The sequence below is a fragment of the Shewanella vaxholmensis genome (assembly GCF_031932135.1).
Classification (GTDB): domain Bacteria; phylum Pseudomonadota; class Gammaproteobacteria; order Enterobacterales; family Shewanellaceae; genus Shewanella; species Shewanella hafniensis.
The window spans coordinates 102,982-128,859 of sequence record NZ_JAUOEV010000016.1; the positions used below are offsets into that span (position 1 = coordinate 102,982).

The 25,878-nt window shown below is 46.8% G+C and carries 24 protein-coding genes and 2 pseudogenes; 17 read left to right on the forward strand and 9 right to left on the reverse strand.

The window, feature by feature from the left end; genetic code table 11:
• Positions 1–119 precede the first annotated feature (119 nt).
• From Q4Q46_RS14475 to Q4Q46_RS14485, 3 genes are all read right to left on the reverse strand, one after another.
• A complete protein-coding gene (locus tag Q4Q46_RS14475) occupies positions 120–1,031 on the reverse strand; it encodes a pseudouridine synthase (protein WP_311906312.1) in 912 nt (303 codons plus the stop codon).
• A gap of 53 nt (positions 1,032–1,084) precedes the next feature.
• Entirely contained in the window at positions 1,085–1,660 is a 576-nt protein-coding gene (locus Q4Q46_RS14480) for an LON peptidase substrate-binding domain-containing protein (RefSeq protein WP_006083313.1), read from the reverse strand.
• Between the two features lie 215 nt (positions 1,661–1,875).
• Entirely contained in the window at positions 1,876–2,931 is a 1,056-nt protein-coding gene (locus Q4Q46_RS14485; protein ID WP_063883300.1) for a hypothetical protein, read from the reverse strand.
• Positions 2,932–3,282: 351 nt separating this feature from the next.
• Here Q4Q46_RS14485 and Q4Q46_RS14490 point away from each other — a divergent pair, with 351 nt between their 5' ends.
• The 5 genes and pseudogenes from Q4Q46_RS14490 to Q4Q46_RS14510 all read left to right on the forward strand — a co-directional run bounded on the left by Q4Q46_RS14490 (position 3,283) and on the right by Q4Q46_RS14510 (position 9,457).
• On the forward strand, positions 3,283–5,676 hold the full coding sequence (locus Q4Q46_RS14490; RefSeq protein ID WP_311906313.1) for a TonB-dependent receptor plug domain-containing protein: 2,394 nt from the start codon (positions 3,283–3,285) through the stop codon (positions 5,674–5,676).
• A 148-nt stretch (positions 5,677–5,824) separates the two neighbouring features.
• A complete protein-coding gene (locus tag Q4Q46_RS14495) occupies positions 5,825–6,286 on the forward strand; it encodes a NanQ anomerase/TabA/YiaL family protein (protein ID WP_006087102.1) in 462 nt (153 codons plus the stop codon).
• A gap of 143 nt (positions 6,287–6,429) precedes the next feature.
• Positions 6,430–7,350 carry a manganese-dependent inorganic pyrophosphatase gene (locus tag Q4Q46_RS14500; protein WP_006083317.1) on the forward strand — a complete coding sequence of 307 codons (921 nt, stop codon included), beginning with the start codon at positions 6,430–6,432 and terminating at the stop codon, positions 7,348–7,350.
• Between the two features lie 109 nt (positions 7,351–7,459).
• Positions 7,460–8,687, forward strand: a pseudogene (locus tag Q4Q46_RS14505) (IS3-like element ISShes2 family transposase).
• A gap of 173 nt (positions 8,688–8,860) precedes the next feature.
• Positions 8,861–9,457: a DedA family protein gene (locus tag Q4Q46_RS14510; RefSeq protein WP_311906314.1), complete on the forward strand. Its 597-nt coding sequence runs from the start codon at positions 8,861–8,863 to the stop codon at positions 9,455–9,457.
• A gap of 42 nt (positions 9,458–9,499) precedes the next feature.
• Here the strand turns inward: Q4Q46_RS14510 and Q4Q46_RS14515 are convergent, their stop codons facing one another.
• The 5 genes from Q4Q46_RS14515 to Q4Q46_RS14535 all read right to left on the reverse strand — a co-directional run bounded on the left by Q4Q46_RS14515 (position 9,500) and on the right by Q4Q46_RS14535 (position 14,200).
• Positions 9,500–9,943 carry an energy transducer TonB gene (locus Q4Q46_RS14515; protein ID WP_311906315.1) on the reverse strand — a complete coding sequence of 148 codons (444 nt, stop codon included), beginning with the start codon at positions 9,941–9,943 and terminating at the stop codon, positions 9,500–9,502.
• 361 nt (positions 9,944–10,304) lie between these two features.
• Positions 10,305–11,771, reverse strand: a complete 1,467-nt coding sequence (locus Q4Q46_RS14520) for a thioesterase (protein ID WP_311906316.1) — start codon at positions 11,769–11,771, stop codon at positions 10,305–10,307.
• Between the two features lie 142 nt (positions 11,772–11,913).
• Positions 11,914–12,954 (reverse strand): MJ1255/VC2487 family glycosyltransferase, encoded by a 1,041-nt coding sequence (locus Q4Q46_RS14525; RefSeq protein WP_311906317.1) that lies wholly within the window; start codon positions 12,952–12,954, stop codon positions 11,914–11,916.
• Positions 12,955–13,024: 70 nt separating this feature from the next.
• On the reverse strand, positions 13,025–13,537 hold the full coding sequence (locus Q4Q46_RS14530) for a phosphatase PAP2 family protein (protein ID WP_168825767.1): 513 nt from the start codon (positions 13,535–13,537) through the stop codon (positions 13,025–13,027).
• A 414-nt stretch (positions 13,538–13,951) separates the two neighbouring features.
• Positions 13,952–14,200 carry a YgjV family protein gene (locus Q4Q46_RS14535; RefSeq protein ID WP_113940145.1) on the reverse strand — a complete coding sequence of 83 codons (249 nt, stop codon included), beginning with the start codon at positions 14,198–14,200 and terminating at the stop codon, positions 13,952–13,954.
• Between the two features lie 324 nt (positions 14,201–14,524).
• On the opposite strand from Q4Q46_RS14535, the gene rraA reads away from it, so the two are divergent.
• The 12 genes from rraA to hemB all read left to right on the forward strand — a co-directional run bounded on the left by rraA (position 14,525) and on the right by hemB (position 25,308).
• Positions 14,525–15,010, forward strand: a complete 486-nt coding sequence (gene rraA, locus Q4Q46_RS14540; protein WP_105251214.1) for a ribonuclease E activity regulator RraA — start codon at positions 14,525–14,527, stop codon at positions 15,008–15,010.
• 129 nt (positions 15,011–15,139) lie between these two features.
• Entirely contained in the window at positions 15,140–16,204 is a 1,065-nt protein-coding gene (locus Q4Q46_RS14545; protein ID WP_311906318.1) for a formimidoylglutamase, read from the forward strand.
• A gap of 245 nt (positions 16,205–16,449) precedes the next feature.
• Positions 16,450–17,205, forward strand: a complete 756-nt coding sequence (gene ubiE / locus Q4Q46_RS14550) for a bifunctional demethylmenaquinone methyltransferase/2-methoxy-6-polyprenyl-1,4-benzoquinol methylase UbiE (protein ID WP_006083326.1) — start codon at positions 16,450–16,452, stop codon at positions 17,203–17,205.
• A complete protein-coding gene (locus Q4Q46_RS14555; RefSeq protein WP_107402766.1) occupies positions 17,205–17,825 on the forward strand; it encodes a ubiquinone biosynthesis accessory factor UbiJ in 621 nt (206 codons plus the stop codon). The genes ubiE and Q4Q46_RS14555 overlap by 1 nt, the downstream gene beginning before the upstream one ends.
• Positions 17,822–19,471 carry a ubiquinone biosynthesis regulatory protein kinase UbiB gene (gene ubiB, locus Q4Q46_RS14560; protein ID WP_261273760.1) on the forward strand — a complete coding sequence of 550 codons (1,650 nt, stop codon included), beginning with the start codon at positions 17,822–17,824 and terminating at the stop codon, positions 19,469–19,471. Before Q4Q46_RS14555 ends, ubiB begins: the two co-directional genes overlap by 4 nt.
• Before the next feature lie 59 nt (positions 19,472–19,530).
• A complete protein-coding gene (gene tatA / locus Q4Q46_RS14565; protein ID WP_006083329.1) occupies positions 19,531–19,770 on the forward strand; it encodes a Sec-independent protein translocase subunit TatA in 240 nt (79 codons plus the stop codon).
• A gap of 6 nt (positions 19,771–19,776) precedes the next feature.
• Positions 19,777–20,277 (forward strand): Sec-independent protein translocase protein TatB, encoded by a 501-nt coding sequence (tatB, locus tag Q4Q46_RS14570; RefSeq protein WP_311906319.1) that lies wholly within the window; start codon positions 19,777–19,779, stop codon positions 20,275–20,277.
• 3 nt (positions 20,278–20,280) lie between these two features.
• Positions 20,281–21,036, forward strand: coding sequence for a twin-arginine translocase subunit TatC (gene tatC, locus Q4Q46_RS14575; RefSeq protein ID WP_106649233.1), 756 nt, complete (start codon positions 20,281–20,283; stop codon positions 21,034–21,036).
• 45 nt (positions 21,037–21,081) lie between these two features.
• On the forward strand, positions 21,082–21,609 hold the full coding sequence (locus Q4Q46_RS14580) for a hypothetical protein (protein ID WP_311906320.1): 528 nt from the start codon (positions 21,082–21,084) through the stop codon (positions 21,607–21,609).
• Positions 21,609–22,412: a TatD family hydrolase gene (locus Q4Q46_RS14585; RefSeq protein ID WP_311906321.1), complete on the forward strand. Its 804-nt coding sequence runs from the start codon at positions 21,609–21,611 to the stop codon at positions 22,410–22,412. The genes Q4Q46_RS14580 and Q4Q46_RS14585 overlap by 1 nt, the downstream gene beginning before the upstream one ends.
• A complete protein-coding gene (locus Q4Q46_RS14590) occupies positions 22,405–24,291 on the forward strand; it encodes a sensor domain-containing diguanylate cyclase (protein ID WP_259523811.1) in 1,887 nt (628 codons plus the stop codon). Before Q4Q46_RS14585 ends, Q4Q46_RS14590 begins: the two co-directional genes overlap by 8 nt.
• A gap of 9 nt (positions 24,292–24,300) precedes the next feature.
• Entirely contained in the window at positions 24,301–25,308 is a 1,008-nt protein-coding gene (hemB, locus tag Q4Q46_RS14595; protein WP_311906322.1) for a porphobilinogen synthase, read from the forward strand.
• 164 nt (positions 25,309–25,472) lie between these two features.
• Here the strand turns inward: hemB and Q4Q46_RS14600 are convergent.
• Positions 25,473–25,751 (reverse strand): annotated as a pseudogene (locus Q4Q46_RS14600) (transposase); the annotation flags it as partial.
• Positions 25,752–25,878: the final 127 nt, after the last annotated feature.

The following is a 25,878-nucleotide window of genomic DNA, read 5'->3' on the forward strand; positions in this document are numbered from 1 at the left end:
AGTTATCAACGACGGGTTTAACATATTTATACACTTGTTAGTTATACATTTATCATTCGCAATTTTGTTAATAAAAAGATAAATATAAACATCAAAAAAGAAATGATATTGAGCTTTAATTAAAAACCCTCACATTGCACGTCGTGATGGATCCCACTCACAGGGTCAATGAAACGTAAACGCTGCGCCATCAACTTAAGAGGCGTCGCAAACTTATCCGGCCCTTTGGGTAATAAGCTTGGATAAAATCTGTCGTTTAACAATGGCATACCTAAGCTTTGCATATGCACCCGCAATTGGTGGGTTTTGCCGGTAATCGGGCTCAGGTGGAACAAACCAAGATCGCCTTTTATGGCCACTAGGCTGATTTCAGAATGGGTATTCGCCTCGCCTTCAACGATTTTCATGGTAAAACTCGGGTCGCTCGGCTGCATGCGGTTTTTCACCGTCCAATGCAGGGGTAACGTTAAGCTTCCCTGTTGATATTGTTCAATAATATCAGGTGTCAGCTTGGCAATCGCTTGATAGTCTTTACGAATAGCATCGTCGATAAATAATTGATGATAAAGGGAGCGGGTTTCTGGCGCGACTGTCATCAAGATCACCCCTGCGGTTTCACGATCAAGCCTATGAGCAGGCGCGATAGTGTCTATGCCGGTGCGTAATCTCAGTCTATGTACCAGACATTCGTTCACATAATTACCGCTTGGGGTCACAGGTAAAAAGTGTGGCTTATAGGCCAAAATGACATTGTCATCTTGGAATAGGATCTGTTCTTCAAAGGGAATTTTCGCTTCGACCGGCACTTCACGGTAGTAATACACCCGTGCTGCAGGACGATATTCGGTGTCCAAGGCGATCAAACTGCCGTCGCGCCAATGCACTTTTCCATCGAGGATCCGCTGACGCCACACATCTTCACCTATGCGGGCAAAATGCTGCACGAGAAAGGCAAACACTGTGGGTATATCTGTGACATTCACAGGGAGCACTATGTAAGAAGGTTGGGCGGCGCGGGCAGATGCTGTCATATCACAAAAAAAGCGGCTATAGAAAGCCGCTATTCTAGCCTTTTTGTGGTTTTTCAGTCCACATGGGACTTGATAAGTTGCAGCACGAAGTCCAAGGTTTTGTGGCAATCGGGCTGATTCACTAACACGAGTTTGTCTTTATTATACATGGGCAAAACCTCGAGCCAGCGCTGGCTTACCCATGCAGCATCTTCTAAATGCACTTGGGAATAGAGCTCAAACAGATCGGGATTCACCTCATAAAATTGCTCTAATGCGGCGCTTATTAGCTCAAATTCACCTTTAATCGGCTCTTCTTGCCAGTTACGGCAGGGTAAAGTACGCGCCATCCACAGCTTATCTTTTGCCTGCGCCGCCGAGAGGATGCTGACGCGCTGGCGCCCTTCGAGCACTATGCTGAGTGAATCGTCTTCTAGCTGATTAAAATCGATAATGTCGCACTGGGTGGCGGTGGGATAACAGGGCGGACTGCCGCGGGGTCTGATGGTGGCAAAGGCGAGCGCATACTTTCCTTTAAAGACATCGGCCACCATGCGCAGATGACCGGGGTCGACCACACGAACCTCTACCCGTCCCTGTGGCAGCAACAAGGCATCGCGCATGAGTAACGCCATTTCTCGTGTTTGCATAGCAACCTCCAGCCCCTCAAATAGAAGGAAACGAACATCAATACATTCGTATTCCTTATTACCTTAGAGTGTAGCAGGTGGAATAATTTCCTTCCTGAAGCCGTTGAGTGCAAAAAATAAATTGGCGACCCAACTAGGCTAAATCAGGGCATTTCAAACCCGTCATTTCAAACCAGAGATTTTAAACCCCGTTTTCTGGGCCACCTCACTTAAAACTAAAAGCGCTCTAGTCGCTCCAGCACATTTCCCTTAGCAACAACCTCGGCAAACTCCTCGGCCAGACGTTCACTCAAGGCAACCGCTGTTCGCCAATATTGCATCCGCTGCGCCGTATCCAGTTGTTTAAAATCTTCGCGGTCAGGGATTTTACCAAAGGGTAATGAAGCCACAAATTCGGCCGTTGGCGCCAACACGAGTGCATTGTGATAATTGGCTCGACCTTGACGCCACTTCAAGGATTTATCGAACCATCCTGGGCTGATCGTTGGATAAAAATGCGGATATAGCGTCAAGCCAGTTGCGTGGGATAAAGGCAAATCGAAGTGATAGTCGGTAATGCCACCATCGTAATATTGCCCATCGGCAACGCCCTCAATTTGCGGCACTGGGGCTAGCAATAACGGAATCGATCCCGTTGCTAACATCACAGCATCGACATTGGCCTCGGTTAATTCGGCCTGCTGACTGGGTAAATCATTGAGCTGCAAAAAGGGGGATGCTACAACTTGTTGACTAAAGACCACACGTTCAAAATGCCAGCCTAAACTTCGGCGGCTCAATAAGTTGGTCGCCGCCGTCATCGCCAGTCCGGCAGCGAGTGGCAGCTTTGCCGTTAAACGATTTAAATGTTTGCCGCGGCACACCACTAAATGACTGTGGATATGAGCGTTATTGACGATCTCACTAGCACCACTGGCGCCTAAAATCCCCTGCACTACGCCTTTAACTTGTGCACTGACTTCCTGCGGGGTTGGCATGCTGTCGTAACGCTGACCAATATAAAAATCCTCTAAGCGGCCATAGGCTGCGAGGGGATCTTGCTGCGCCAAACACGCTAAACGCCACGCCCCTGAAGACGCGCCGAGTGTATAAAGCGGCGTTTGTCTGACTTTGAAAAACTCAGAAAACAGATACTTATCTAACCCAGCGATACCAAGCCATTTGGGTCCACCAGAGGCGGCAAGTAGCTGGGTAAAATGTTCAGATTTAAGACCTTGTTCTGCCAAGGTATTAAATGCCGTTGCTCCCGCGAGAAATCGTAACGCTGACAAATCTGTGTTCCTTCAAACAAATGCCATCAAAGCGAAATAACGCATTAAACCACGATGGCGCACGTCAATAAACAATTCATATCATCGACTTAACTCGCTCGCCATAAATATATAGCGAGCGAGTTAAGTCTTCAAAACACCCAAAGCACATCTGCCGATAACAAGGTTTCATCCATATATTCAACTGCATTTTAAACATTAACTAGAACACTCGGCTCTGAGTTAGCACATTTATGTCTAGATGTAACAATTGTTACAGTGATAACCTTCTCCACATTGAATTGTTACGTTATCTTTAATCTGCACTCCTAAATTCGAGTATCGGGTTACAAACATCATTGAGAGGTTTTTATGCGTCTAGGGATTATCGCATTGGCAGTGTCATCCACACTGGCCATTCCAGCTGTTCAAGCCGAAGAACAACAGCCTGGCTTCGAGAAAATCGAGATCATAGGTTCACGCATAGCCCTGCGCACGGCAACTGACAGTGTTGCCCCTGTAGACATTATCACCGCCGAGCAGCTCGAATCGACCGGCATGACTGAAACCGCTAAAGCACTGCAATTTGCCGCTCCAAGCTACAGCTTCCCATTCTCCTCAGTGACTGACGGTTCAGATGCGGTGCGCCCCGCGAGTTTGCGCGGCCTGTCGCCCGACCACACCTTAGTACTAGTGAACGGCAAACGTCGTCACGGCTCAGCGCTCGTGCATTTAAGTGGTACTGTGGGTAAAGGTTCATCTAACGTCGACTTAAACGCTATCCCTATGACGGCGATTAAGCGCATCGAAATTTTGCGTGATGGTGCCTCGGCACAATACGGCTCGGATGCGATTGCCGGCGTCATTAACGTGGTGCTTAAGGACAGCGACCAAGGCGGTAGCATCTCGGCTCAAGCAGGACAAACCTACATAGGTGATGGCGAGCAATGGCGTGTGGGTGTAAACCACGGCATCAGTTTAAGTGACGATGGCTTTGTGAATGTCTCCCTAGAGGCCCATCATAAAGACAGCACTAACCGCGCCGGATTGGACCCTCGTCAACAGTATGAAAAATTACCCGATGGCTCAGCCGATCCCCGCGAAGCCACATTCAACCGAAAGAGTCACCAGGTCGGCGATGCCGAATATGACAACTTAGGTCTATTCATCAACGCTGCCCAGCCCATCACAAAAGATGGCAAGCTCTATGCGTTTGGTGGCATCAGCCAACGTGAAACTAAGTCAGGCGCCTTTTACCGCCGTGCACTCGACGCCCGTAACTTAACCGAAATCTATCCAGACGGTTTCTTGCCGCAAATCAATCCTAAAATTATCGATGCTTCCTTAGTGCTGGGGTATGAATTCAGCTTAGGCGAGTGGAATATCGATACTTCGGCTGGCCATGGCGAAAACTCATTTAACTACAATATTGTTAATACCTTAAACGCCTCTTTAGGCCCAGATAGCCCAAACGAGTTTGACGCGGGCACACTCACGACCCGTGAAACCAATCTTAATATTGATGCTTCGCGCTACTTTGCCTTTGCCAATGACTCTGAAATCCTGTTTGCGACGGGTGTGTCGTGGCGCCAAAACGGCTATCAAATTGAAGCTGGCGAAACGGGTTCATACATCAATGGGGGTTACGACAACCGCGCTGCAGGCAGCCAAGGTTTCACCGGTTTTACCCCTGAGTCGCAAGTGGATGAAACCCGTGATAACACTGGCGTTTATATGGAACTCGAGAACCAGTTAACCAATGAGTTTTACTGGGCGGCGGCGCTGCGTTATGAAAACTATTCTGACTTTGGTGGCAACACCAGTTGGAAATTAGCGGGTCGTTACGACTTCACCGATAACTTAGCCCTGCGCGGTACCATCAACACTGGCTTTAGAGCGCCGAGCGTACAACAACTGTACTTCAGCAATATCTCGACGCTGTTTAATCCCGATCCTGTGACTGGTCAGCTGGTGCCTATTGAGTCAGGCACTTTTAACACCCTATCGCCAGTGACCAAAGCACTGGGTATTAATGAGTTAGATCCAGAACTATCCCAGTCATTCAGTTTAGGATTGGTGTACACCAATGACACAGGCTTAGCACTGACATTAGATGCCTATCAAATCTCCATCGATGATCGCATTATTCTGTCGAGCTCAGTGACGCCTAATGATTCACCCGCCGTAGCGGCCGCGTTAGCGGGCACCAATGCAGAATCGGCGCGCTTCTTTATCAACGCCGTCGATACCCGCACCCGTGGCGTAGACCTTGTAGTGAGCCAAGATTTTGATATCGGCTCTTGGGGTGATTTACGGGCTAACTTAGCCTATGCCTACAATAAGACTGAAATCCAAGATATTAATTTCCCAGAGATTTTAGACGGACTCGGCCCTAAACTATTCGATAGCATTGAACAAACTCGCATGACCTCGGCGACACCGCATAACACGGGTAATTTGGGCTTGACCCATGAGCTAGGCGACTTTAAGACCAATATTCGCCTCAGCTACTTTGGTGATTACACTGTCGGCTATTCAACGGGCGATGTGAATTACAGCGATCAATGGGTGATGGATCTGTCGGTGAGATACGCGGCAACCGATGCGCTAAGTTTCACCGCTGGGGTACAAAACCTGTTTGATGTGTATCCAGAAAAACGCCCTGATGACAATAACTTCGGAGGCATCTTCGTCTACCCATTAACCAACACCCCGTTTGGTTTTAATGGTGGCTATTACTTCTTAGAAGCTAAATACACTTACTAAGCGCGTCTTAGCGAACAAAGTGACACTTGATATAAAAACAGGCCATGCTACGGCCTGTTTTTTATGTCTAAAGCTTATGTCCTAACGGCAGTGATCTGATTATAATCTTTACAATTCACTCATTCACATCCGCCATGTAGAGTAACCGATGATCGTCGATACCTTAGCAAACCGCCATATTTATCAATCCCTAAGCCCTCGGCTTGCCACAGCATTAGAACATCTTGCCACCACAGACTTTAGTCAGCTGCCCGTGGGCAATTATCCCCTCGATGGCGACAACATTTTTGTGATAGTCAACGACTATCACACTAAGCATAAATCGACAGAACCCTTTGAAGTGCATCAAAAATATATCGATGTGCAATATGTGTTCAGCGGTGAAGAAGAGTTTGGTTATTTGCCACTAGCGGGCCAAACACCCTCAAAGCCCTATTTTGACAAACACGATTACGCCGAGTTTGATTACGAGACAAACAAAGCCAATGCCTCTTATGTGCAACTCAAAGCGGGTATGTTTGCGCTATTTTTTCCCGGTGACATGCATATGCCTGGCACGGGCGATATCGCCACAGCAGTGCGTAAAGTCGTGATAAAAGTAAAGATCTAACCCTTAAGCCATCTTCGCCTAGCCTAGGCTCGGGATTTTTAGCGTTATAGCGTCTTAAGCGCGCAGTGATATGCGCTTTGGCTATTTCCGATCCGAGCCAAATATTGCTAAAATTGCCACAAATTTAAAGGAGAGTCCCTGAAATGCCTATTTACGTTGTCGGTCACAAGATCCCCGATTCAGATTCAATCTGCGGTGCTATCGCGTTAGCCTATTTAAAAAACCAAATCGGTGAAGAAGCCATTGCCGCACGTTTAGGTGAATTGTCACCCGAAACTGCTTTTATTTTGGAACGTTTCGGCTTCGAAGCACCGGAATACAAAACCAGCTACGCTGGCGAGCAAGTGTATATCGTTGACCATTCAGAACTGACTCAAGCACCGGATGATATCGCCCAAGCGACTATCGTCGGGATTGTCGATCACCACAAGCTAGGCGATCTGACCACAGATACCCCGTTAGAATGCTGGATCCGCCCAGTAGGTTGCAGCAACACAGTGATCAAGATGATGTTCGACTTTTACCAAGTCGCTATCCCTAAAAATATCGCTGGCATCATGATGTGCGCCATTTTGAGCGATACCGTGATTTTCAAATCACCGACTTGCACCACTGCAGACATTCGCTGCGTTGAAGCATTAGCTGAGATCGCTGGCGTTGAAGATTTCAAAGAACTGGGCATGGAAATGTTCAAAGTGAAATCAGCCGTGCAAGGCACACCTGCACGTGACTTAGTAATGCGCGACTTTAAAGACTTCAACATGAACGGTAACTTGGTCGGTATCGGCCAGTTAGAAGTGATCGACCTGTCAGTATTTGACGATATCAAGGCCGAGTTAGAAGCCGATATCAAAGCACTGAAAGTGGAAGGCAATCGCCACAGCGTATTGTTACTGCTGACTGACATTATGAAAGAAGGCTCAGAGCTGTTAATCGTGTCTGACGATAGCGACCTGACCCAACGCGCCTACGGTAAAGATACCGTCGATGGCAAAGTCTGGTTAGACGGCGTATTAAGCCGTAAAAAACAAGTCGTTCCACAGCTACAAGCGGCATTCGCATAGTCGCTTTTTCGTCGCGACGGTAGCACCGATATTAAGGCCGAACTGAGTTCGGCCTTTTTATATTCCAGTGTCCCGTCCTGAAATACGTTGACATAAAGAGGACTTCTTTATGACAACATCAATTAACTCAAGCCGTAAGCGCACACAACGAGATTACACCTTAGCCTTTAAATTAGGCGTTGTAGAGCGTGTTGAAAAAGGCGAAATGACGTACAAACAAGCCCAAGCCCGTTTTGGTATTCAAGGCCGTTCAACTGTACTCGTTTGGCTTAGAAAACATGGTAGACTCGATTGGTCGAAACCTTTTCAGCATCCCCTTATGCCTAAGTCAAAAGAAACCCCTGCCGAAACTATTAAGCGCCTTGAACGTGAGTTAGCAGAAGAGAAACTGCGTAACCAAATCCTCAATGGCATGGTTGATATCATGGACAATGAATATGGAGCTGGCCTCAGAAAAAAGTACTTATCCGGTACGTCTGGCAAGCAAAAGGCAACGGAGAAATAAACCTCGCAGCTGCATGTCGTGCTGCGGGTATGTCGAGGCAAGGTATCTACCAGGCAGTTGCTCGAATGGAAAGTCGTAGAGCTGAGCTATCGGTCATCCAAGACTGGGTCCAGTACTGGCGTAAATATATGCCAAGGTTAGGGGCCCGTAAGCTCTACACGTTGATAAAATCCAAGCTGGTTGAGCACGATATTAAACTCGGGCGAGATGGGTTCTTTACCTATTTGAGAAGTGAAGGTTTACTGGTTAAACCGAAGAAAAGCTACACAAAAACCACGTTCAGCAAACACTGGATGAAGAAGCATCCTAATCTGCTGAAAGAGGAAGGACTGCATGATGCAGGGCATGTACTGGTCAGCGATATCACCTATCTTGAGTCAGACCAAGGTGTGCACTACCTGTCACTGGTCACCGATGCCAGTTCTCGTAAGATAGTCGGTCATCACGTGAGTAAAGACATGAAAGCCGAGAGTGTGGTGAAAGCGTTAAAAATGGCCATCAAAGATAAGCGCTATATCGGCAACGCGGTGCATCACTCAGACAGAGGCTTACAATACTGCTCAGCAGTTTATCAGAATGCGCTTCAGGCGAGCCAAATCCAGCCGTCAATGACGGATGGTTATGATTGCTACCAAAATGCATTAGCAGAAAGAGTGAATGGCATACTGAAGCAGGAGTTTTTACTGCACCGATGTAGGACATTTGCGGAGCTGAAGATACTTGTTAGAGAATCGATAGCAATATACAACGATATGAGACCGCATCTGAGTTTGAATATGGCAACCCTAATCAGGTGCACAATAGAAAAGGCCAGCTACTGGAGCTGGCCTAAAAACTGTCAACCTATCTTAGGACGGGACACAGGTAAAAACTGAACCCCTGCCTTACGCCTATTCACCGCCACTAACTAAAACTGGCATGAAACTTTGCTCATAAATCTATCCAGCCAGAGAAGTTGGCGAGTATGATGGGCCAATCGTCACACTGATTTGATCACTTTCATCCATGCCAGAAGCGCTACAACATATCATCACCGAACTCACCCCTTGGCTGCAGCAATACGGCTATGTGCTGCTATTTATCGCGATTGCTGTCGAGGGTTTTGGCATTCCAGCGCCTGGGCAATCCTTATTAGCTGCTGCAGGGCAAATGTCACTGCCATTGGTGATGATCGTCGCAGCTTGCGCTGCACTCTGCGGTAACAGCTTGGGATATTTTATCGGCTGGCGCTTTGGTGATGTGTTGCTTAAGAAGGGCTGGATAAAACCGCAATTGGAAGACAAAATCCATGGCGTTATTGGCCAATATGGCATTGCCGCTTTAGTGCTGAGTCGTTTTGTTGAGGGATTAAAACAATTTATGTTTATCGGCTGCGGTCTCGCTAAAATGCCGCTAAAGCAATTTGTAATAGGTAATGCCCTAGCCACCAGCATTTGGGTGGCACTTTTTGGGTTAGGCCCAGTGTTAATCCGCGATGAAATTGCTCCTATGCTGGCATTTTACCACCAGCACAAATACCCCACATGGGCCATTGTCAGCCTAATACTCGCGGCGCTAATCACTTTTACTTGGCGCAGGTGGCAAACCAAAAATCCGCAGTAAGCGATTTGGCTTTGCTTGCAGCTTGAAATGGTTAAGTTGACGTTAGCCACATACTAATTGCGTTTGTTGCTTACAGGCATTTTGAGATTGTTCCGTCGACTCATCACCTATACAAAAATCTAACCTTATGGTTCTTTTTTCAGAAGTCATTACGTTCGTAGCGGAAGTGGGGACCCAGTTCCATTTTTTTAATATCTGACTTGAGTATTTGCCCAGTGATTTTTGAGGAACTGATTTAACGACTTCGATATTTTCGGCCTTACCCGATTCTGAAATATCAAAAGACATGACAGCACAACCAACAATGCCAGATCGAGCGAGTTCTATTGGATATAAAGGTGATTTTTTATTTTCACGCTCCCAAATAAAACTACTCGGTGGTTGTATATCTGTAACTTGCACATCCCCATACACATTAAGACTTTTTGCAAAACCATAGTTTGATACCGCAAAAATAACCAAGGCGGATAAAATTGAACACTTCATATACACTCCATTGTTTAATGAATTAAAATAATGCTTTATCACTAATTATTTTTTGATTAATAACCACTAACCCTGACAGTACTTAAGTTGTAAATAACGTTAATATACCTAATACTTATTTACTCAAACCAATAACTCTAAATAAATATTAAGCCAAAATTGATTTCAGTTTGCAAGATAACCTACCGAACTTAGCACGCCATCGCAAGACTTGACGATGAATGTCGAAATATTTGTTTTTGATTTTAATGAGTAAAATAAATTTACTCATTAACCACTTTTTTAAAAGTGGCGCTTTCGCATTGTTTGGAGCACACATTAAAAGCACTTCCAAAACAAGGTCAAGCTATTTAGCACTCAATCACTTTATACCTTCAGTCTCAACCTTAGGTTGAGGCTCTGCGCCGTCATTTGGCTTAGCCTCAGGTTTTGCTTCTAGTTCTGGCGCTTTGATTGGCGCGGGCGGTGCCTCAGTAACGGCAGACTTAGCTTGTTCCTGTGATACGTTTGGCTCCTGCAATGGTGCATTGACCTCAGGCGTCGGTGAACCTTGTTCTTCAGGTAAGGGCTCGACAATCATCACCGGCTCTTGTGGCACAGGCGCTTCACCTTCCGAGGATATTGCAGCTTCTGACTCTGGCGCTAAGGTGCCGAGATCTTGGTTGGCGGGACTTTCTACCGCATGTTTAGGTAATTGATTTCGATACAAATCAATCATACTCATCACTTCAGACAAGGCTTTGGCATGATCCGGTGTAAGAATACCATTGTGTCCTGAGACGATTTCATCCGACACCGCCAGCACCCACACGGCCTGCATATTGGCATCGGGACAGGTTTGCACGGTACGACGGGCCTGCAGACGAGCACGAATTTTCCAACCAGAATGGGGCAAGGTCATCATACAGCCAGGGATTTGATCGTGCGCCATCAAGGCCGACGGCATCTTCATTGGCGTAGTGCAATTACCACCTGAGCATTTGTCGATATCGTGGGTAATAGCCCAAGAATTACCAACGGCGCGCTCGCCATCCTTGATGTAATTGAAAGCTTCTTTCACCGCGAAATCGCCCTTCGACTGCAATACCACCATACTTGGTTTTTGCCTATCTAAGCTCACCAAGGTATCGAGTGGCTGGTACTCCTTCGCGGGCACGGCAGGATTTAACAGTAAGAATAAATTGGGATTATCCTGCTGATGATCGATAGCAGCCTTGATGCGGTCTTTGCTGGCATGCAAAACAACCGCTCCGCCAAGACTATGACCAATTACGGTATAACGCAGCAGTTTATGCTCTGTCACTAAGCCATCGAGCTTATCAAGCAGTTGAGATAAACCCAGCTGACCTATGCGTTTAGCAACCCGTTTACGCTGTAAAATGGTGGGAAAATCTAAGGGTTCAATCCAGCTTTTCGCATCATCTGAGCCATCGATCCAGAAGGGATCGTATTTATCGCCGCGCCAGCCAATATACAAACCCAATAAGTTGCGCTGCGTATCGGACACCGCCATCTGCTGATAAAACTGCTCGAAGGCGATAAAGTTTTCATCTTTAGGCTCTGCACTGTGGTGCCAGCCGTGGACAAAAATCAATAGTTCAGGGATTTGAGCAGGCTCTGGCTGGGATATGCGCGCCTCTAAACCTTGCCATTGCTTTTCGTCATGGGGCTGACCTTGATCGTTAAACTCAATCACATGGAAGTTTTGCTTCGCGATATCTGGGCCGGGAATGTGGTAAGCCTGATCAGGAATAAAAGGGAGTAAGACACAAAGCGATAACAACATTAAAAACAGTAACTTGTACTGAGTAAACTTTTTCAGGCTCATTTATAACAACATAATTAACGGCCAAGCTAGGCCAAAATAGACGTGCTGAAAGGGGCTAACAGCAAAAGTGCCGAAATTATACGCTAACCCCATTAACCCAGCTAGTGCCTAAATAGCTTTTCACCACAGCTTATGAGCTGATTTAACGCCAGGTATCAGGCAGCGTAACTTGGCTCCACAGCTCTTTACATAGCGGCTGACTATCGTGCCAATCGCCGCCATCAATCCATTTAACCAGCGCATCCCCAACCTGAGGATAGGCAATCGGATTAGGTGATGCGGTTTTCAGCCAGCGCTTCACGACGCTCACATCGAGACTCATCATGCTGTCTGCGGCCGCCAAGAGTTGCAGCGCCGCCACATTCGATAATTGCTCAAACTGGCCAATCAGTGGTTTCACTAACAACTTTTTACCTAAGGTTAATGCTTCGCTGGCAAGCTCAAAGCCCGCATTGCCGATAACACCACCGCAGCTGGCAAGATGTTGCTTAAAGCCCTCACGATTAAAGCCATGCCACTTAATGTGTTCCGCAACTTGTCCCGTCGGCTGTTGGCTGTGATACACCAAAAACTGATAGTCACTAAAATGCGACAGGAAACGGGCAATCACATCCGCATCCTCAAATGGCAAATAAACTAAAATCTGATGCGTGTGTTCGAATGGGCTGGCATCCACTTCGACAAAAGGCGGCAAAATAGGGAAGCCAAAATGATGCCAATGACACCCCAGCGCCACATCCACTGGTGCAAAATAATTGAGCAGCATCTCATTAAACCAAGTGCTACCGAGTTTTGGCACCGGATGAGTTAACGCCGCCTGATGGCTAATGCCAATGGATGGCACGCCTTGGCGCCGCGCAGCCCAAGCAGACACAGGTTCAAAGTCGTTGAGTACTAAATCGTAGCAACTAAGATCTAATGCTTTAATATCTTTAAATAACGACAAGGACAAATTTTGCCGGACTGTTTGTGGCACATTCACGCGCCCGGAGTGCGTCGCAAACGTCATTCCCGCGTGAACGCGATAATCACCAAAGCACTCCATATCGAAAAACTGATCAGGCTTGCGCCCCGAAAATAGAAAGTCAACTTCAATATCTTGTTTCATCAATGCTTTAGCCATGACGCGTGCACGACTTAAGTGGCCATTCCCTGTGCCTTGAACTCCGTAGAGTATTCGCATTACGTATCCTTAAACTGATGAGTGAAGGAGAATTCCCACTAATGAAATGATTAACAGGCGCATATTTGAATTAAATCACTGGATGAACCAGCAATACCGACCCAATCCCCAATGAGGCTCCCGCCAGAATATCTAAGGGATAATGCACGCCAAGTGCAATACGTGAGCCCCCTATGCTAAAAGCCCATAAATACGCCACAGGAGCCGCCGCTGGATAGATTTGCGCCACACTCGTTGCCATCACAAAGGCCGCAGCTGTATGACCAGACGGTAAGCTGAAGCGATCCGATGGTTCAAAACCATTCTCAAATCCCACAAGCGCATGGCAGGGTCGTGTACGGCGAATACTATTTTTCAATAGTAAATACAGCGGTAACTCAACCAAAAAACTCGCTAACATCAAATTAAATAGAGCCTGTCCTTGAGCGTGCGTCAGCATCAAACCCACGGACAAATATAAATACACATGCCCATCGCCACTCGCTGATACCCGCTTTGCATGGGCATATAAACCATGGTGCTGGGTGAAGCTCACGATATAGCAAAACATTCGCTTATCTAAGTCTGCAACGTAACTCAACATAAAACAGGCTCCATGCTGGCATACCAGCGAGTTTTACTGTGATGTTAATCTGTGCATTCTCTCGACGACGCTTAGAGTGCTTAGTCTGAAACCGACCAACTCACCAAGGCTCTATTCACGATTGAATTCGTTATTGACTGCTCACGGCTAATTTACTGTTTGCTAATAGTTAAACCTAAACCACATTAGCTAAAGCACTATTAGATAGCTTGAGACTAAGAAAGACCTGTGACGGCTAAGTGACATCTGCTCGAAGGTTTTATGACAAGAAGCATGGCTGAGGTTTTGATCTAGAAGGATTCTAGGGACGTTATGCTGGGGTTAAGGGATTTATTTAGGAATAGCGATAGGACTGAGGCAGAATATTGTGTTGCTCTAAACGTTAATCTCAAGAGCAACACAATCCAATAAAACTTAGGCTGCGGCGGGAGTATTTGCCTTAGCACGGTAAATTTTTGTCAAATGGTAAATATTAATACAAGCAACAAACGCATTCATGCCGGCCACAGGCCAAGCAGAAATAAACACCCCATAAACCACAAACAGAGTGCATCCTACAAAATTCAACCATCGCAACCAAATGATATTCTTCATCATTAGAGAGATCGCCACCATTATAGAGGCAAAATAACCAATAATTTCAATCGTATTTACAGCTTCCATAGGCACCTCTCGAAGGCCCTCTACCGTCCATAAGCGTAACGGGGGGTCCATGCCCCTAAAGCAAATTAAGTTAAGTAAGTTAATTTAAACTTGGGATATAATACCAAAGTGCGCAACAGAGTTGTAATAAAAAACCGTTATTTAATGACCAATATCAAGTTTTACCGAATAAATTCTATAGTGTGACGAAAATTTACTACAGATGTGTTAACAGCCAAGTGGCAACAATACCGTGATTGATAACACTTTTCTTTTCAATAATCCCTTTTATACTGGCGTAAACTCGCTAAACTGTACGCAACGCGGATCAATAGGAGTGTAAATATGGAATACAACACCTCAGAACTATGTGACATGTACTTAGATGTCGTAGATGTAGTCGAGCCCATGTTCAGTAACTACGGTGGTTGTAGCTCTTTTGGCGGTTCTATTAGCACCATCAAGTGCTTTGAAGACAACGGCCTAATTACCGAAGTCCTACAAGAGGATGGCCAAGGTAAAGTCTTACTCATTGATGGCGGTGGCTCATTACGCCGTGCGCTGATCGATGGTGCTATCGCTGAACTTGCGGTTAGCAACAACTGGGAAGGCATTATCGTTTACGGTTCTGTACGCGATGTGGATGCATTGGAAGAATTAGACATTGGTATTCAAGCCCTTGCCTCTATTCCAGTGGGTGCTGATGGCAATTCAGTGGGCGAAGTGGAAATTCCCGTCAATTTTGGCGGTGTGACTTTCTTACCCGGTGATCACATTTATGCTGATAACACAGGTGTGATTTTATCACCTGAACCACTCGACATTGAGTAATCTCACTCTTCAGTCAAGAAAGCCAGCTAAGCTGGCTTTTTTATTCACTATTTTCAGCGTTTCCCCATTGAATCCTCGCCCTACTCTGGCCACAATAGCTCGACTCTGGCCGAATAAGAATATCAATCTATGCCTGAATTTATTCCTTTTACCCATACCGATATCGCCTCACTCGTCAGCACAAGAACGGGCGAAACTAAGCTAGGCCAATGCGTCCATCTGGCCAATCACGAACACACGTTAGAGACCATACTCGCGACTGCAAAAGCCCACGGGGCAAGCTTTGCCATTATCGGCGTTGGCGAAGATATAGGCCCACGTGCCAATTTAGGCCGCGGCGGTGCAACCGATGCGTTCACAACCAGTATGCGCCAATGGCTCAATTTACAATCGAATCGTTTTCTTTCTGGCGCCGAATGCCTAGTGCTAGGCCAAGTGAACACCGCCGATCTGCAGCAACAAACTACGAGCAATACAACAGCTAACAGTGACGTCACCTTAGATGAATTACGCGATGCAGTGGAACAACTCGATGAGCGTGTGATCCGTATCGTCAGTGCTATTTTAAAAGCGGGTTTAGAACCCATACTCATCGGCGGCGGCCACAACAATGCCTATGGCTTGTTGATGGCAACCTACGGCCACTACCAACGCCAAGTCGCGGCGGTGAATCTCGATCCTCATTCGGATTTTCGTTTGCTTGAAGGCCGTCACAGCGGCAATGGTTTTAGTTATGCAGCCGACCGCGGCGCCTTAGGTTGCTACCATGTACTGGGTTTACACGAGTTAAAAAACAGCGAAGCCAACCTAAGCCAACTCAGCGAATTTGGGGGCACTTGGCATAGCTTGCAACAAATTTGGGTGCGCCGTGAAATCAGCCTTAGCCAAGCTTTACTTGAAATCGCCGCCAAACTGAATGACACAGGTTTGCCCGTAGGGCTGGAGCTCGACGTCGACGCTATCGCTAAGATGCCCAGTAGCGCCTCAACGGCAGCGGGGGTGCCATTGCTAGATGCGGCGCATTATGTCAGTTATATCGCCCGCCACTGCCCTTGTACTTATTTGCATTTAGCCGAGGCTGCACCAAGTTGCCACGAAGCGGGGATTGAAGCCGGATTTAGGGATGTTGGCCAAAGCCTCAGCGAGCTTATCTACGCTTATGTGCAGGCTCGAATGCAGTTTTTGGCGCAATGAGCGCCACCAGTTACCGCCAACTGGGCGCTAAGCTATTCACCAAATCCTGATATTGTGGTCTAATGCCAGTCCATTTTACGTGGTCGACAAGCACTGAATCCTACGACTGCTAGGGAGTGCCTCAAGCTAAGGCATTACAGTTAGTTTACTAGCTCGATCACAGAGTGATAGATCAAAGATTCAGCAAATGCAGGCGATGGCTTACACTCGCAACTAATACATTGCAAAACAATAGGAACACATTGATGTCTGAGGGCGAATCTAAAAGTACCCACTTTGGTTACAAAACCGTAGAGGCCGATAAAAAGGCCGAACTCGTTGCCGGCGTGTTTCATTCTGTTGCCGCTAAGTACGACATAATGAACGATGTGATGTCCTTCGGCATTCACCGTTTTTGGAAGCGTTACACCATTGAAGTCTCTGGCGCACGCCCTGGCATGAAAGTGCTCGATTTGGCTGGTGGTACAGGTGACTTAACCGCAAAATTCTCTCACTTAGTGGGCGATAAAGGTGAAGTGGTTTTAGCTGACATTAACGATTCCATGTTGAAAGTCGGTCGCACTAAGTTGCGCGATAAGGGCATAGTCAACAATGTCAGTTATGTGCAAGCCAACGCCGAAGCACTGCCGTTTCCCGATAACCACTTTGACATCATTACCATCGCCTTTGGTCTGCGTAACGTGACCGATAAAGATGCGGCGCTGCGTTCGATGAACCGCGTACTTAAGCCCGGTGGCAAGTTATTAGTGCTTGAGTTCTCTAAGCCTCAGCATGAAATCATGCGCAAAGTGTATGATTTATATAGCTTCAAAGTCTTACCTAAGATGGGCGAACTCATCACTAAAGATGCCGACAGCTACGAGTATCTGGCTGAATCGATTCGTATGCATCCAGATCAAGATACATTAAAGCAAATGATGGTAGATGCAGGCTTCGAGCAAGTCGACTACACCAACATGACCGACGGCATTGTCGCATTGCACCGTGGTTATAAATTCTAATGATGCCGCAAGAAGTTGTGCTGCTGGTCTGCGCCGCAATTGAAACGGGCCTGAAAAAACTTCAGGCTCAAGCGGGTGACGACTATTCGCGCCAGCGCCAGTTGCATGGCAAAGTGTTTCGTATCCAATTATCGCAGCTCAGCTGGCCACTCTATTTGGTGTTTGCCAAAGAGATCCAAGTACTGAGCCGCTATGAAGGCGATATCGATGTCAGTCTGCATGCCGATGCGACCACGCTTTATCGCGTGTCCGAAGGCGCAAACCTGACTGAACTTATCAAGCAAGATAAGCTCAAGCTTGATGGCGATCTCAATTTATTACAAAGCTTTAGCCAATATCTACGCGGCATCGAGTTTGATTTTGCCGAGCCAATTTCGCGTTATTTAGGCGATGGTCCCACCCACAAGCTCATCAGCACAGGCCATCAGGCAAAGGGTTTTGCACTCGAAGTGTTGCGTAAAACGCGCTCCCACTTAGGGCAACTCGCCGTTGAAGAGTATCGCCTCGCACCGCACCCAATTGAGTTACTTCATTTTCGCGATCAAATGGATGATTTAGTTGCCGATACCCGCGCGATTGAACAACGGATTGCCCAATTAAGAGACCAAATTAAACCATGACCCTTGCCAGTATCCGCCGTGGTTACCATGTCATCAAGACCTTGCTTCAGTACGGTTTAGATGACGTATTGCCGCCAAAGATGACACCTTGGTACTTTAAACTCGCCCGTAATAGTCTGTTCTGGATCCGCAATAAGCATAAAAATAAGCCCGGTGGCGAACGCTTAAAATTGGCGATGCAGGAACTCGGCCCCGTTTATATCAAGCTTGGGCAAATGCTCTCGACCCGCCGCGATTTACTCAGCGATGAATGGGCCAGTGAATTGGCCATGCTACAGGACAAGGTGCCGCCCTTTGATGGTGCGCTGGCCCGCCAAGCGATTGAAGCTGAACTAAAAGCGCCGATTGAATCCCTGTTCGATGACTTTAATGAAATTCCATTGGCATCAGCCTCTATTTCGCAGGTGCATACCGCGACCCTAAAATCTAACGGCAAAGACGTCGTACTTAAGGTGCTACGGCCGAATGTAGAAACTAAGATTCAGGCCGATCTGCAGTTGATGTCGCAAACAGCCAAACTGATTGAATACCTCCTAGGTGAAGGCAACCGCCTGCGCCCTGCAGAAGTGATTGAAGATTACCGCGTGACAATTTTAGGCGAGTTAAACCTTAAGCTCGAAGCCTTAAATGCAGTCAAGCTACGCAATAACTTCCTGAACTCAGATGCGCTCTATGTGCCTTATGTGTATGAGGAATTTTGCTATCCGCGCCTAATGGTGATGGAACGCATTTACGGAATTTCGGTCTCGGATATTGCCGCCCTTAAAGCGCAAGGCACCAACTTTAAGTTATTGGCTGAGCGCGGAGTAGAGCTGTTTTTTACCCAAGTGTTCCGCGATAACTTTTTCCATGCCGACATGCATCCGGGCAATATCTTTATTTCCCGCGATCATCCTGAGAACCCTTATTACATAGGGCTCGATTGCGGCATCATGGGCACACTCAGCGAAGTGGATAAACGCTATCTCGCCGAGAATTTCCTCGCCTTCTTTAATCGCGATTATCACAGAATCGCTCAGCTCTATATTGAATCAGGCTGGGTGTCGGAAAAAACCGATCTACAGGCCTTTGAACAGGCAATCAAAGTGGTGTGTGAACCTATGTTCAACAAACCGCTCGATGAGATCTCCTTCGGCCATGTGTTGCTGGAATTATTCCGCACCGCACGCCACTTCGATATTGTGGTACAACCGCAATTAGTATTGCTGGAAAAGACCTTACTCTATATCGAAGGCTTAGGCCGTCAGCTGTACCCCCAGTTGGATTTATGGCAAACCGCCAAACCGTTTTTAGAGCAGTGGATGGCCGACCAAGTGGGACCTAAGGCTATGTTTAAAAAGGTATCCACAAAACTGCCATATTGGGCTGATAAACTACCAGAATTCCCTGAACTGATTTACGATAACCTTAAATTAGGCAGGAAATTGCTGAGTTCTCAGCAACAAATGCTAGATAAGTATTTGAAATACCAGCAGCAGGCACACAAGAGTAACTACTTGCTTATCACTTCTGCAGTTTTATTGATCTGTGGCACGTTATTGATCAATAGAGACGCTACACTATGGACCCCTTATGTTTGTCTAATTTCAGGCATTATATTGTGGTTTGTCGGATGGCGATCTAGGCCAAAGAATCGCAAATTTTAGCTAGCACTAATTAATCATAGGTTCATAATAGAACCGATATCAATTAAGAGGATACCTTCATGGGTGGTATTAGTATTTGGCAACTTCTTATCGTTGCGTTAATCGTTGTTTTGTTGTTTGGAACTAAGAAATTACGCTCTTTGGGCGGCGATTTAGGTGGTGCGGTGAAAGGCTTCAAAAACGCCATGTCTTCAGAAGAAGATAAAAAGGCATTAGAAGACACCGAAGCGGCTAAAACAGCACAAACGACTCAACAGGCGACTGAAAAGAAACCTGAGTCTAACAAAGAACAGGCGTAACTCTTTATGTTTGACGGTATCGGCTTTATGGAGCTGCTGCTGATCGGTGTTTTGGGGCTAGTGGTTCTTGGCCCCGAACGTCTACCGGTTGCGGTACGTTCGGTAACGAGTTGGATCCGTGCGATGAAACGCATGGCAAACTCGGTAAAAGAAGAACTTGAGCAGGAGTTGAAGATCGAGCAGTTGCATGCCGATCTAAAAAAAGCTGAGAGCAAAGGTTTATCTAACCTCTCGCCGGAACTCAAAGAGTCTATTGAACAACTGAAGCAAGCGGCACAGTCAGTGAACCGTCCTTATCAAGTTCTGGACCCGGTAAAAGACACGCCTGCGTCAGAGAATCAAATACATTCTCCAGTTGCGGGCACAGTTCACACTAGTTCAGCTCAAGCGAGCCCAGCTAATCCGACTGCCACAGTAGAGGCGAGTCCAACATCGGCATCTCCCACTACGCCAAATGAGCCAACTCAGGGCGCGGATACCCGTTCTAACCCGAAAGCCAACGGATAATTCATGTCGCAACAGCAGCCACTTATCAGCCATTTGCTTGAACTTAGGTCCAAGCTGCTAAAATCCATTGCCAGCGTGTTATTAGTGTTCATTTGCAGCGTGTACTGGGCAAATGACATTTACCATTATATGGCAATACCTTTAATGCAATCTTTACCCCTTGGTGGCAGCATGATTGCGACTGATGTCGCAGCCCCTTTCTTCGCGCCTTTTAAATTGACCTTAGTATTATCGTTTTTTGTGGCAGTGCCCTATGTGTTGTTCCAGATCTGGTCTTTTGTCGCACCGGGTTTATACAAACATGAAAAACGTTTAGTGATGCCTCTGCTGTTTAGCAGCACCTTATTGTTTTATCTCGGTATCGCCTTCGCTTATTACATAGTGTTCCCCGTCGTTTTTGGCTTCTTCGCCAATACTGCACCTGAGGGTGTACAAGTCGCGACTGACATTACCAGTTACCTTGATTTCGTCTTGAAGCTGTTCTTTGCCTTCGGTCTATCCTTTGAAATCCCTATTGCCGTTGTTTTACTCTGCTGGGCAGGCGTGACAACACCTGAAGATCTCAAGCAAAAACGTCCTTATATCGTTGTGGGCGCTTTCGTTGTGGGCATGTTATTAACCCCACCGGATGTAATTTCCCAGACTATGCTTGCGGTACCAATGCTGTTATTGTTCGAAGGCGGTTTATTAGCGGCTCGTTTCTACAGTAAGCAAGGTGATGACGAGTCAGATGAAGATAGCGAACAAACAAACGACTAACGTCCTCGATGGCGTTAGGGGAATAATATAATAAGGAACATTCTCATGCGCTTAACTCTTATGGCAGCAGCAATTATGCTGGTATCAGTCCAAGCAAATGCCAGCATTGAACAACAGTTAACCCAATGTGCTGCAACCGCCGATAAACTCGACCGCTTAATTTGTTATGACAAGCTAGCCGAGAGTGTCAAAGGCGTAACCTCAGCTTTGGCGAGCACTCAAGCCGAGCCTGCGACCGTAGCGACAGTTGCAGTTCCGACTGCTGTAGCAGTAGCGGCCACCGCGCCCCAAGCACCAGCCGCTAATATTGTCGATGACTTTGGGATGGAAGCTAAGCGCGTTCAAGAAAATACGGTCGATAAGATTTATCTGGAAGTGCAGTCTATTACTGAAGATCCCTACGGTGCTATCAAAGTAACATTCACTAATGGTCAGGTATGGAAACAAACCGACGGCCGTAAGTTCAACTTAAAGCAAGGCGAAAAAGTCTACATTGAAAAAGCAGCCCTAGGCTCTTTCTTAATGGGCACGGATGAGCGCAATGCCAAGGCACGGGTAAAACGCCTAAACTAATGCCCTCATACATAGATATCGCTGTCAATTTACTTGGCAGCGCACTCGAGCCAGACACAGCATCAATAATACAAGCGGCGGCGGACCAAGGGGTTTCGCCGTTAATTGTTATTGGCAGCGATTTAACTGAAAGTGCAGCGGCCATCGCGATTTGCCAACAATATCCCAATCAACTTTATTGCACTGCTGGCGTACATCCTCACCATGCCAGTGGCTGGCAAGCTGACTCAAGCAAGCGACAAGCCGAACTCTGCCAAGCACCGCAAGTGGTTGCCATTGGCGAATGTGGCTTAGACTACAATCGTGATTTCTCTCCTCGTCCCATCCAGCGCCAAGCATTTATTGCCCAACTCGCCTTAGCCGTTGAACTGCAAATCCCCGTGCTGATGCACGAACGCGATGCCCACCAAGACTTTATTGCTATCCTGCGGGAATATCGCCCACAGCTTAGTGGCGCGCTTTTACATTGTTTCACTGGCACTCACGCCCAAATGGAAGCCTATATCGACCTCGATTTGCATTTAGGCATTACAGGCTGGGTTTGCGATGAAAGACGCGGCCAAGAGTTAGCGCAACTCGTGCCATTTATTCCGCAGAGCCGCATTTTAATCGAAACCGATAGCCCGTACTTATTGCCTCGCAGCATGCGGCCTAAGCCTAAATCGAGTAAGAACAAGCCCGAATATCTCCCCTACATCGCGAGTTATATTGCAAACTTGCGCGGTGAAAATGCTGATGAGTTTGCAGCGCGTTGCTACCAGAATAGCGTAGCTTTTTTTAATTTGGACCGAGTCCATGCTTAAACGAAACTCGTCACTCATACTCTTGCTGTGGCTATGGATGTGTTCAACACCTTCATTCGCAACCCTATTAAGCATCGATGAATCAACGGCAACCCCGTTAAACCTTACGCCTTGGTTGATGGTGAGCCACCCCACTTCGGCGAAGGAATTTACCGAGATCCAAGCCTTGCCAAAAACGGATTGGCATAACTTCACCAATAAAGACATTCAAAAACTCAGCGGCCATGATTTTTGGCTGAGTTTCAGCTTAACCAGCCCAGACGATGCACTTTCACGCATTTTAGCGTTAGATAACCCCTTGTTAGACAAAGTGACTATCTACCATTTAGTCAATAATAAGCTCGCTAATACTGTGCTTATGGGCGACACCTTTCCCTATAACGAACGGCCATTTTTGAGCAATATCTTCCTGTATCCTTTTAAGCTCAACATGGATGATACCCATACTTTTTATTTGCATATTCAGACCGAAGGCAGCGCTGCGGTATCGTTGAATCTCTGGTCATCTAACGACTTAGCCCAGATTGCTGAATCAACCGCCGTCGAACATGGTTTCCAACTCGGCGTACTGGCCGCGATTGGTATCTTTAGCCTCTTTATTGCCATTGCATCGGGCTCATTCAGTTACAGCTATTATTCCGGCTACGTGCTGAGCATGACCTTACTCGTCGCTACCATCAACGGTTTTGCCTTTCGATTTCTCTGGCCCAATTGGCCGATATTACAGCAAGTTATGGTGCCATTTTTACTGCCAATCGTTATGGCGTTTGCGCTGATGTTTACCGAAAAAATATTACAGCTCAAATATTTAAACCGCCGCATGCTGCTGACTTGTCGCTATAGCGCTGTGTATATCCTATGTATTGGACTCGCCACGCCTTTTATCCAATATGGAACGGCGCTCTATATCGAGATAATTTCCGTTGCAGTGCTCAGCCTGGTACTGATGGTCTTTGCCATTACTCAGGCTATCAATGGCCATAAACTCGCACGTATGTACACTATTGGCTGGGTGAGTATGCTGACAGGAGCTTGCATCAGTAGCTTGTTGTACCTCAGCGTGATTGACCTCAATTTAAAACCGCAAACGCCTGTCATGCTCGGCCTGACGTTTGAAATTATCTTCATGTCTCTGGTGCTCGCCATCCGCTATAACGATGAGCGCAAAGCTAAACTGCGTATCCAGCAAGAAGCCTTGAAACAAGCACAGAAAATTCGTAGTGCGCGGGAAGAAGCCCTAAAAGCAGAAGCCGAGAGCAATGAGAAACTCGAACAAATGGTACAAGAGCGTACTTTAGAACTGGAAATCACCCTCAGAGAATTACATGAGGTAAACCAAAAGCTCACCGAACAAAGCACTATCGACAGTTTAACTGGGGTTAAAAACCGCAGTGCTTTCGATAAACGTTTGATCGCTGAAAGCCGGATCAGCCGCAGGCAAGAAACACCCATAGCCCTGTTGATGCTCGATATCGATCGCTTCAAGCTGATCAACGATAGATTCGGCCATCTTGCAGGCGATGAAGCCTTACGAACCATAGCCCAAACATTACAGCAACATTTAAAGCGGCCAACGGATCTCGTATCACGTTATGGAGGCGAGGAGTTTGCTATCATCCTGCCTAATACAGCAGAAGATGGTGCACTCCAAGTCGCTGAAACGATAAGAGACGCAGTTGCCTCAATCAATTTCGAATGGGAAGGTGTAGCGATACCTTTGACTATCAGTATCGGAGTCAGTGCCGATATCGTCACTAACGATCAGCACAGCACCAAATTATTAGAACAAGCGGATAAAGCCCTCTACCAAGCGAAAAATGGTGGACGTAATCAAGTCAGCTTATTTTCATCAGTTCAAGCAGGACCAGTACCTAATTAGGAGTCAAATGTGAATATCATTACCAGTGCCTTCCCTCAGCGTAGAATGCGCCGCATGCGTAAACATGATTTTAGCCGTCGTCTCATGGCCGAAAATCAACTAACGGTCAATGACTTGATTTATCCCATGTTTGTTCTAGAGGGCACCAATCGCAGTGAAAAGATCGCCTCTATGCCAGGTATTGAACGTTACTCAATCGATTTGCTACTAAAAGAAGCCGAAGAACTGGTTGAGTTAGGCATCCCATTAATTGCGCTCTTCCCTGTGACGCCTGCAGAGAAAAAGACCTTAATGGCAGAAGAAGCTTATAACGCCGATGCCTTAGTGCAACGCGCTGTACGTGAGCTTAAAAAAGCCTTTCCACAGCTTGGCATCATGACAGACGTAGCATTGGACCCCTTCACCACTCATGGTCAAGACGGCATCATAGATGAGACTGGGTACATCCTAAACGACATCACTAGCGAGATTTTAGTGAAGCAAGCATTGTCACACGCCGAAGCCGGTGCAGACATAGTTGCACCGTCGGACATGATGGATGGCCGCATAGGTGCTATTCGCCAAGCGTTAGAAGCAGCAGGCCACGTAAACACCCAAATCATGGCTTACTCAGCCAAATACTCCTCAAGCTACTACGGCCCGTTCCGTGACGCAGTAGGCTCGGCTGGTAATCTCAAAGGTGGTAACAAACACAGCTACCAAATGGATCCTGCAAACAGTGACGAAGCCCTCCACGAAGTTGCACTTGATATTCAAGAAGGTGCCGATATGGTCATGGTTAAGCCAGGCATGCCATATTTAGATATAGTGCACCGCGTAAAAACTGAACTTGCAGTGCCTACATTCGCCTATCAAGTCAGTGGTGAGTACGCCATGCACATGGCCGCTATCCAAAATGGTTGGTTGGCCGAAAAAGCCATCGTTATGGAATCTCTACTTTGCTTTAAACGCGCAGGCGCAGACGGTATCTTAACTTACTTCGCTAAACGTGCCGCACAGTGGCTGAAAGAAGCTTAGACCTCGCGATAGCTGTGTATAAATTGAAGAAAGCAGCCTTATGGCTGCTTTTTTGTATCTGGTCATTGATAGCTATGGGAACTAAATCAGCACATTTGGTGTTATGGAGAGAATGACGGGAGAAAAACCTATACCAACGCCATGAATTAACTGGTCAGAACATTTCACTGGCTAGTACGCAACTCTATCACTCTTACTTTCCTCTCATTCCATGCGATAGAACACTGCTCGACAATGTCGCCATAGCCACTAACACGACGATTGGCCAACACATTTTGACCCAGCCATTGCCATACCGGCTCCATCGGATTCAACTCCGGTTCATAAGGAGGCAACTTGAGGAGGGTGAGATTATCAAAGTTATCGGTCAAATCCTGTTGATGCCAGCCAGCTCGGTCCATGATGACCAGTGCGTGGCGTCCGAATGCCGTTGCGGTTGAGATACCTGTGAGGCTCTGAACCGATTAGATATTTAATCTTAATGATATAAATTGAGAACCAACTAGGGTGATTATACCATTCCGCATTGAAGTCTGATCTAATAGCAAGCAACCCAACAGCTTAAAATTG

What these genes read in the sequence shown, in the direction of transcription:
- Q4Q46_RS14475 (WP_311906312.1), bottom strand. Translation starts at nt 1,031, where the DNA reads ATGACAGCATCTGCCCGCGCCGCCCAACCTTCTTACATAGTGCTCCCT.
- Q4Q46_RS14480 (WP_006083313.1), bottom strand. Translation starts at nt 1,660, where the DNA reads ATGCAAACACGAGAAATGGCGTTACTCATGCGCGATGCCTTGTTGCTG.
- Q4Q46_RS14490 (WP_311906313.1), top strand. Translation starts at nt 3,283, where the DNA reads ATGCGTCTAGGGATTATCGCATTGGCAGTGTCATCCACACTGGCCATT.
- Q4Q46_RS14495 (WP_006087102.1), top strand. Translation starts at nt 5,825, where the DNA reads ATGATCGTCGATACCTTAGCAAACCGCCATATTTATCAATCCCTAAGC.
- Q4Q46_RS14500 (WP_006083317.1), top strand. Translation starts at nt 6,430, where the DNA reads ATGCCTATTTACGTTGTCGGTCACAAGATCCCCGATTCAGATTCAATC.
- Q4Q46_RS14510 (WP_311906314.1), top strand. Translation starts at nt 8,861, where the DNA reads ATGCCAGAAGCGCTACAACATATCATCACCGAACTCACCCCTTGGCTG.
- Q4Q46_RS14515 (WP_311906315.1), bottom strand. Translation starts at nt 9,943, where the DNA reads ATGAAGTGTTCAATTTTATCCGCCTTGGTTATTTTTGCGGTATCAAAC.
- Q4Q46_RS14520 (WP_311906316.1), bottom strand. Translation starts at nt 11,771, where the DNA reads ATGAGCCTGAAAAAGTTTACTCAGTACAAGTTACTGTTTTTAATGTTG.
- Q4Q46_RS14525 (WP_311906317.1), bottom strand. Translation starts at nt 12,954, where the DNA reads ATGCGAATACTCTACGGAGTTCAAGGCACAGGGAATGGCCACTTAAGT.
- Q4Q46_RS14530 (WP_168825767.1), bottom strand. Translation starts at nt 13,537, where the DNA reads ATGTTGAGTTACGTTGCAGACTTAGATAAGCGAATGTTTTGCTATATC.
- Q4Q46_RS14535 (WP_113940145.1), bottom strand. Translation starts at nt 14,200, where the DNA reads ATGGAAGCTGTAAATACGATTGAAATTATTGGTTATTTTGCCTCTATA.
- rraA (WP_105251214.1), top strand. Translation starts at nt 14,525, where the DNA reads ATGGAATACAACACCTCAGAACTATGTGACATGTACTTAGATGTCGTA.
- Q4Q46_RS14545 (WP_311906318.1), top strand. Translation starts at nt 15,140, where the DNA reads ATGCCTGAATTTATTCCTTTTACCCATACCGATATCGCCTCACTCGTC.
- ubiE (WP_006083326.1), top strand. Translation starts at nt 16,450, where the DNA reads ATGTCTGAGGGCGAATCTAAAAGTACCCACTTTGGTTACAAAACCGTA.
- Q4Q46_RS14555 (WP_107402766.1), top strand. Translation starts at nt 17,205, where the DNA reads ATGATGCCGCAAGAAGTTGTGCTGCTGGTCTGCGCCGCAATTGAAACG.
- ubiB (WP_261273760.1), top strand. Translation starts at nt 17,822, where the DNA reads ATGACCCTTGCCAGTATCCGCCGTGGTTACCATGTCATCAAGACCTTG.
- tatA (WP_006083329.1), top strand. Translation starts at nt 19,531, where the DNA reads ATGGGTGGTATTAGTATTTGGCAACTTCTTATCGTTGCGTTAATCGTT.
- tatB (WP_311906319.1), top strand. Translation starts at nt 19,777, where the DNA reads ATGTTTGACGGTATCGGCTTTATGGAGCTGCTGCTGATCGGTGTTTTG.
- tatC (WP_106649233.1), top strand. Translation starts at nt 20,281, where the DNA reads ATGTCGCAACAGCAGCCACTTATCAGCCATTTGCTTGAACTTAGGTCC.
- Q4Q46_RS14580 (WP_311906320.1), top strand. Translation starts at nt 21,082, where the DNA reads ATGCGCTTAACTCTTATGGCAGCAGCAATTATGCTGGTATCAGTCCAA.
- Q4Q46_RS14585 (WP_311906321.1), top strand. Translation starts at nt 21,609, where the DNA reads ATGCCCTCATACATAGATATCGCTGTCAATTTACTTGGCAGCGCACTC.
- Q4Q46_RS14590 (WP_259523811.1), top strand. Translation starts at nt 22,405, where the DNA reads ATGCTTAAACGAAACTCGTCACTCATACTCTTGCTGTGGCTATGGATG.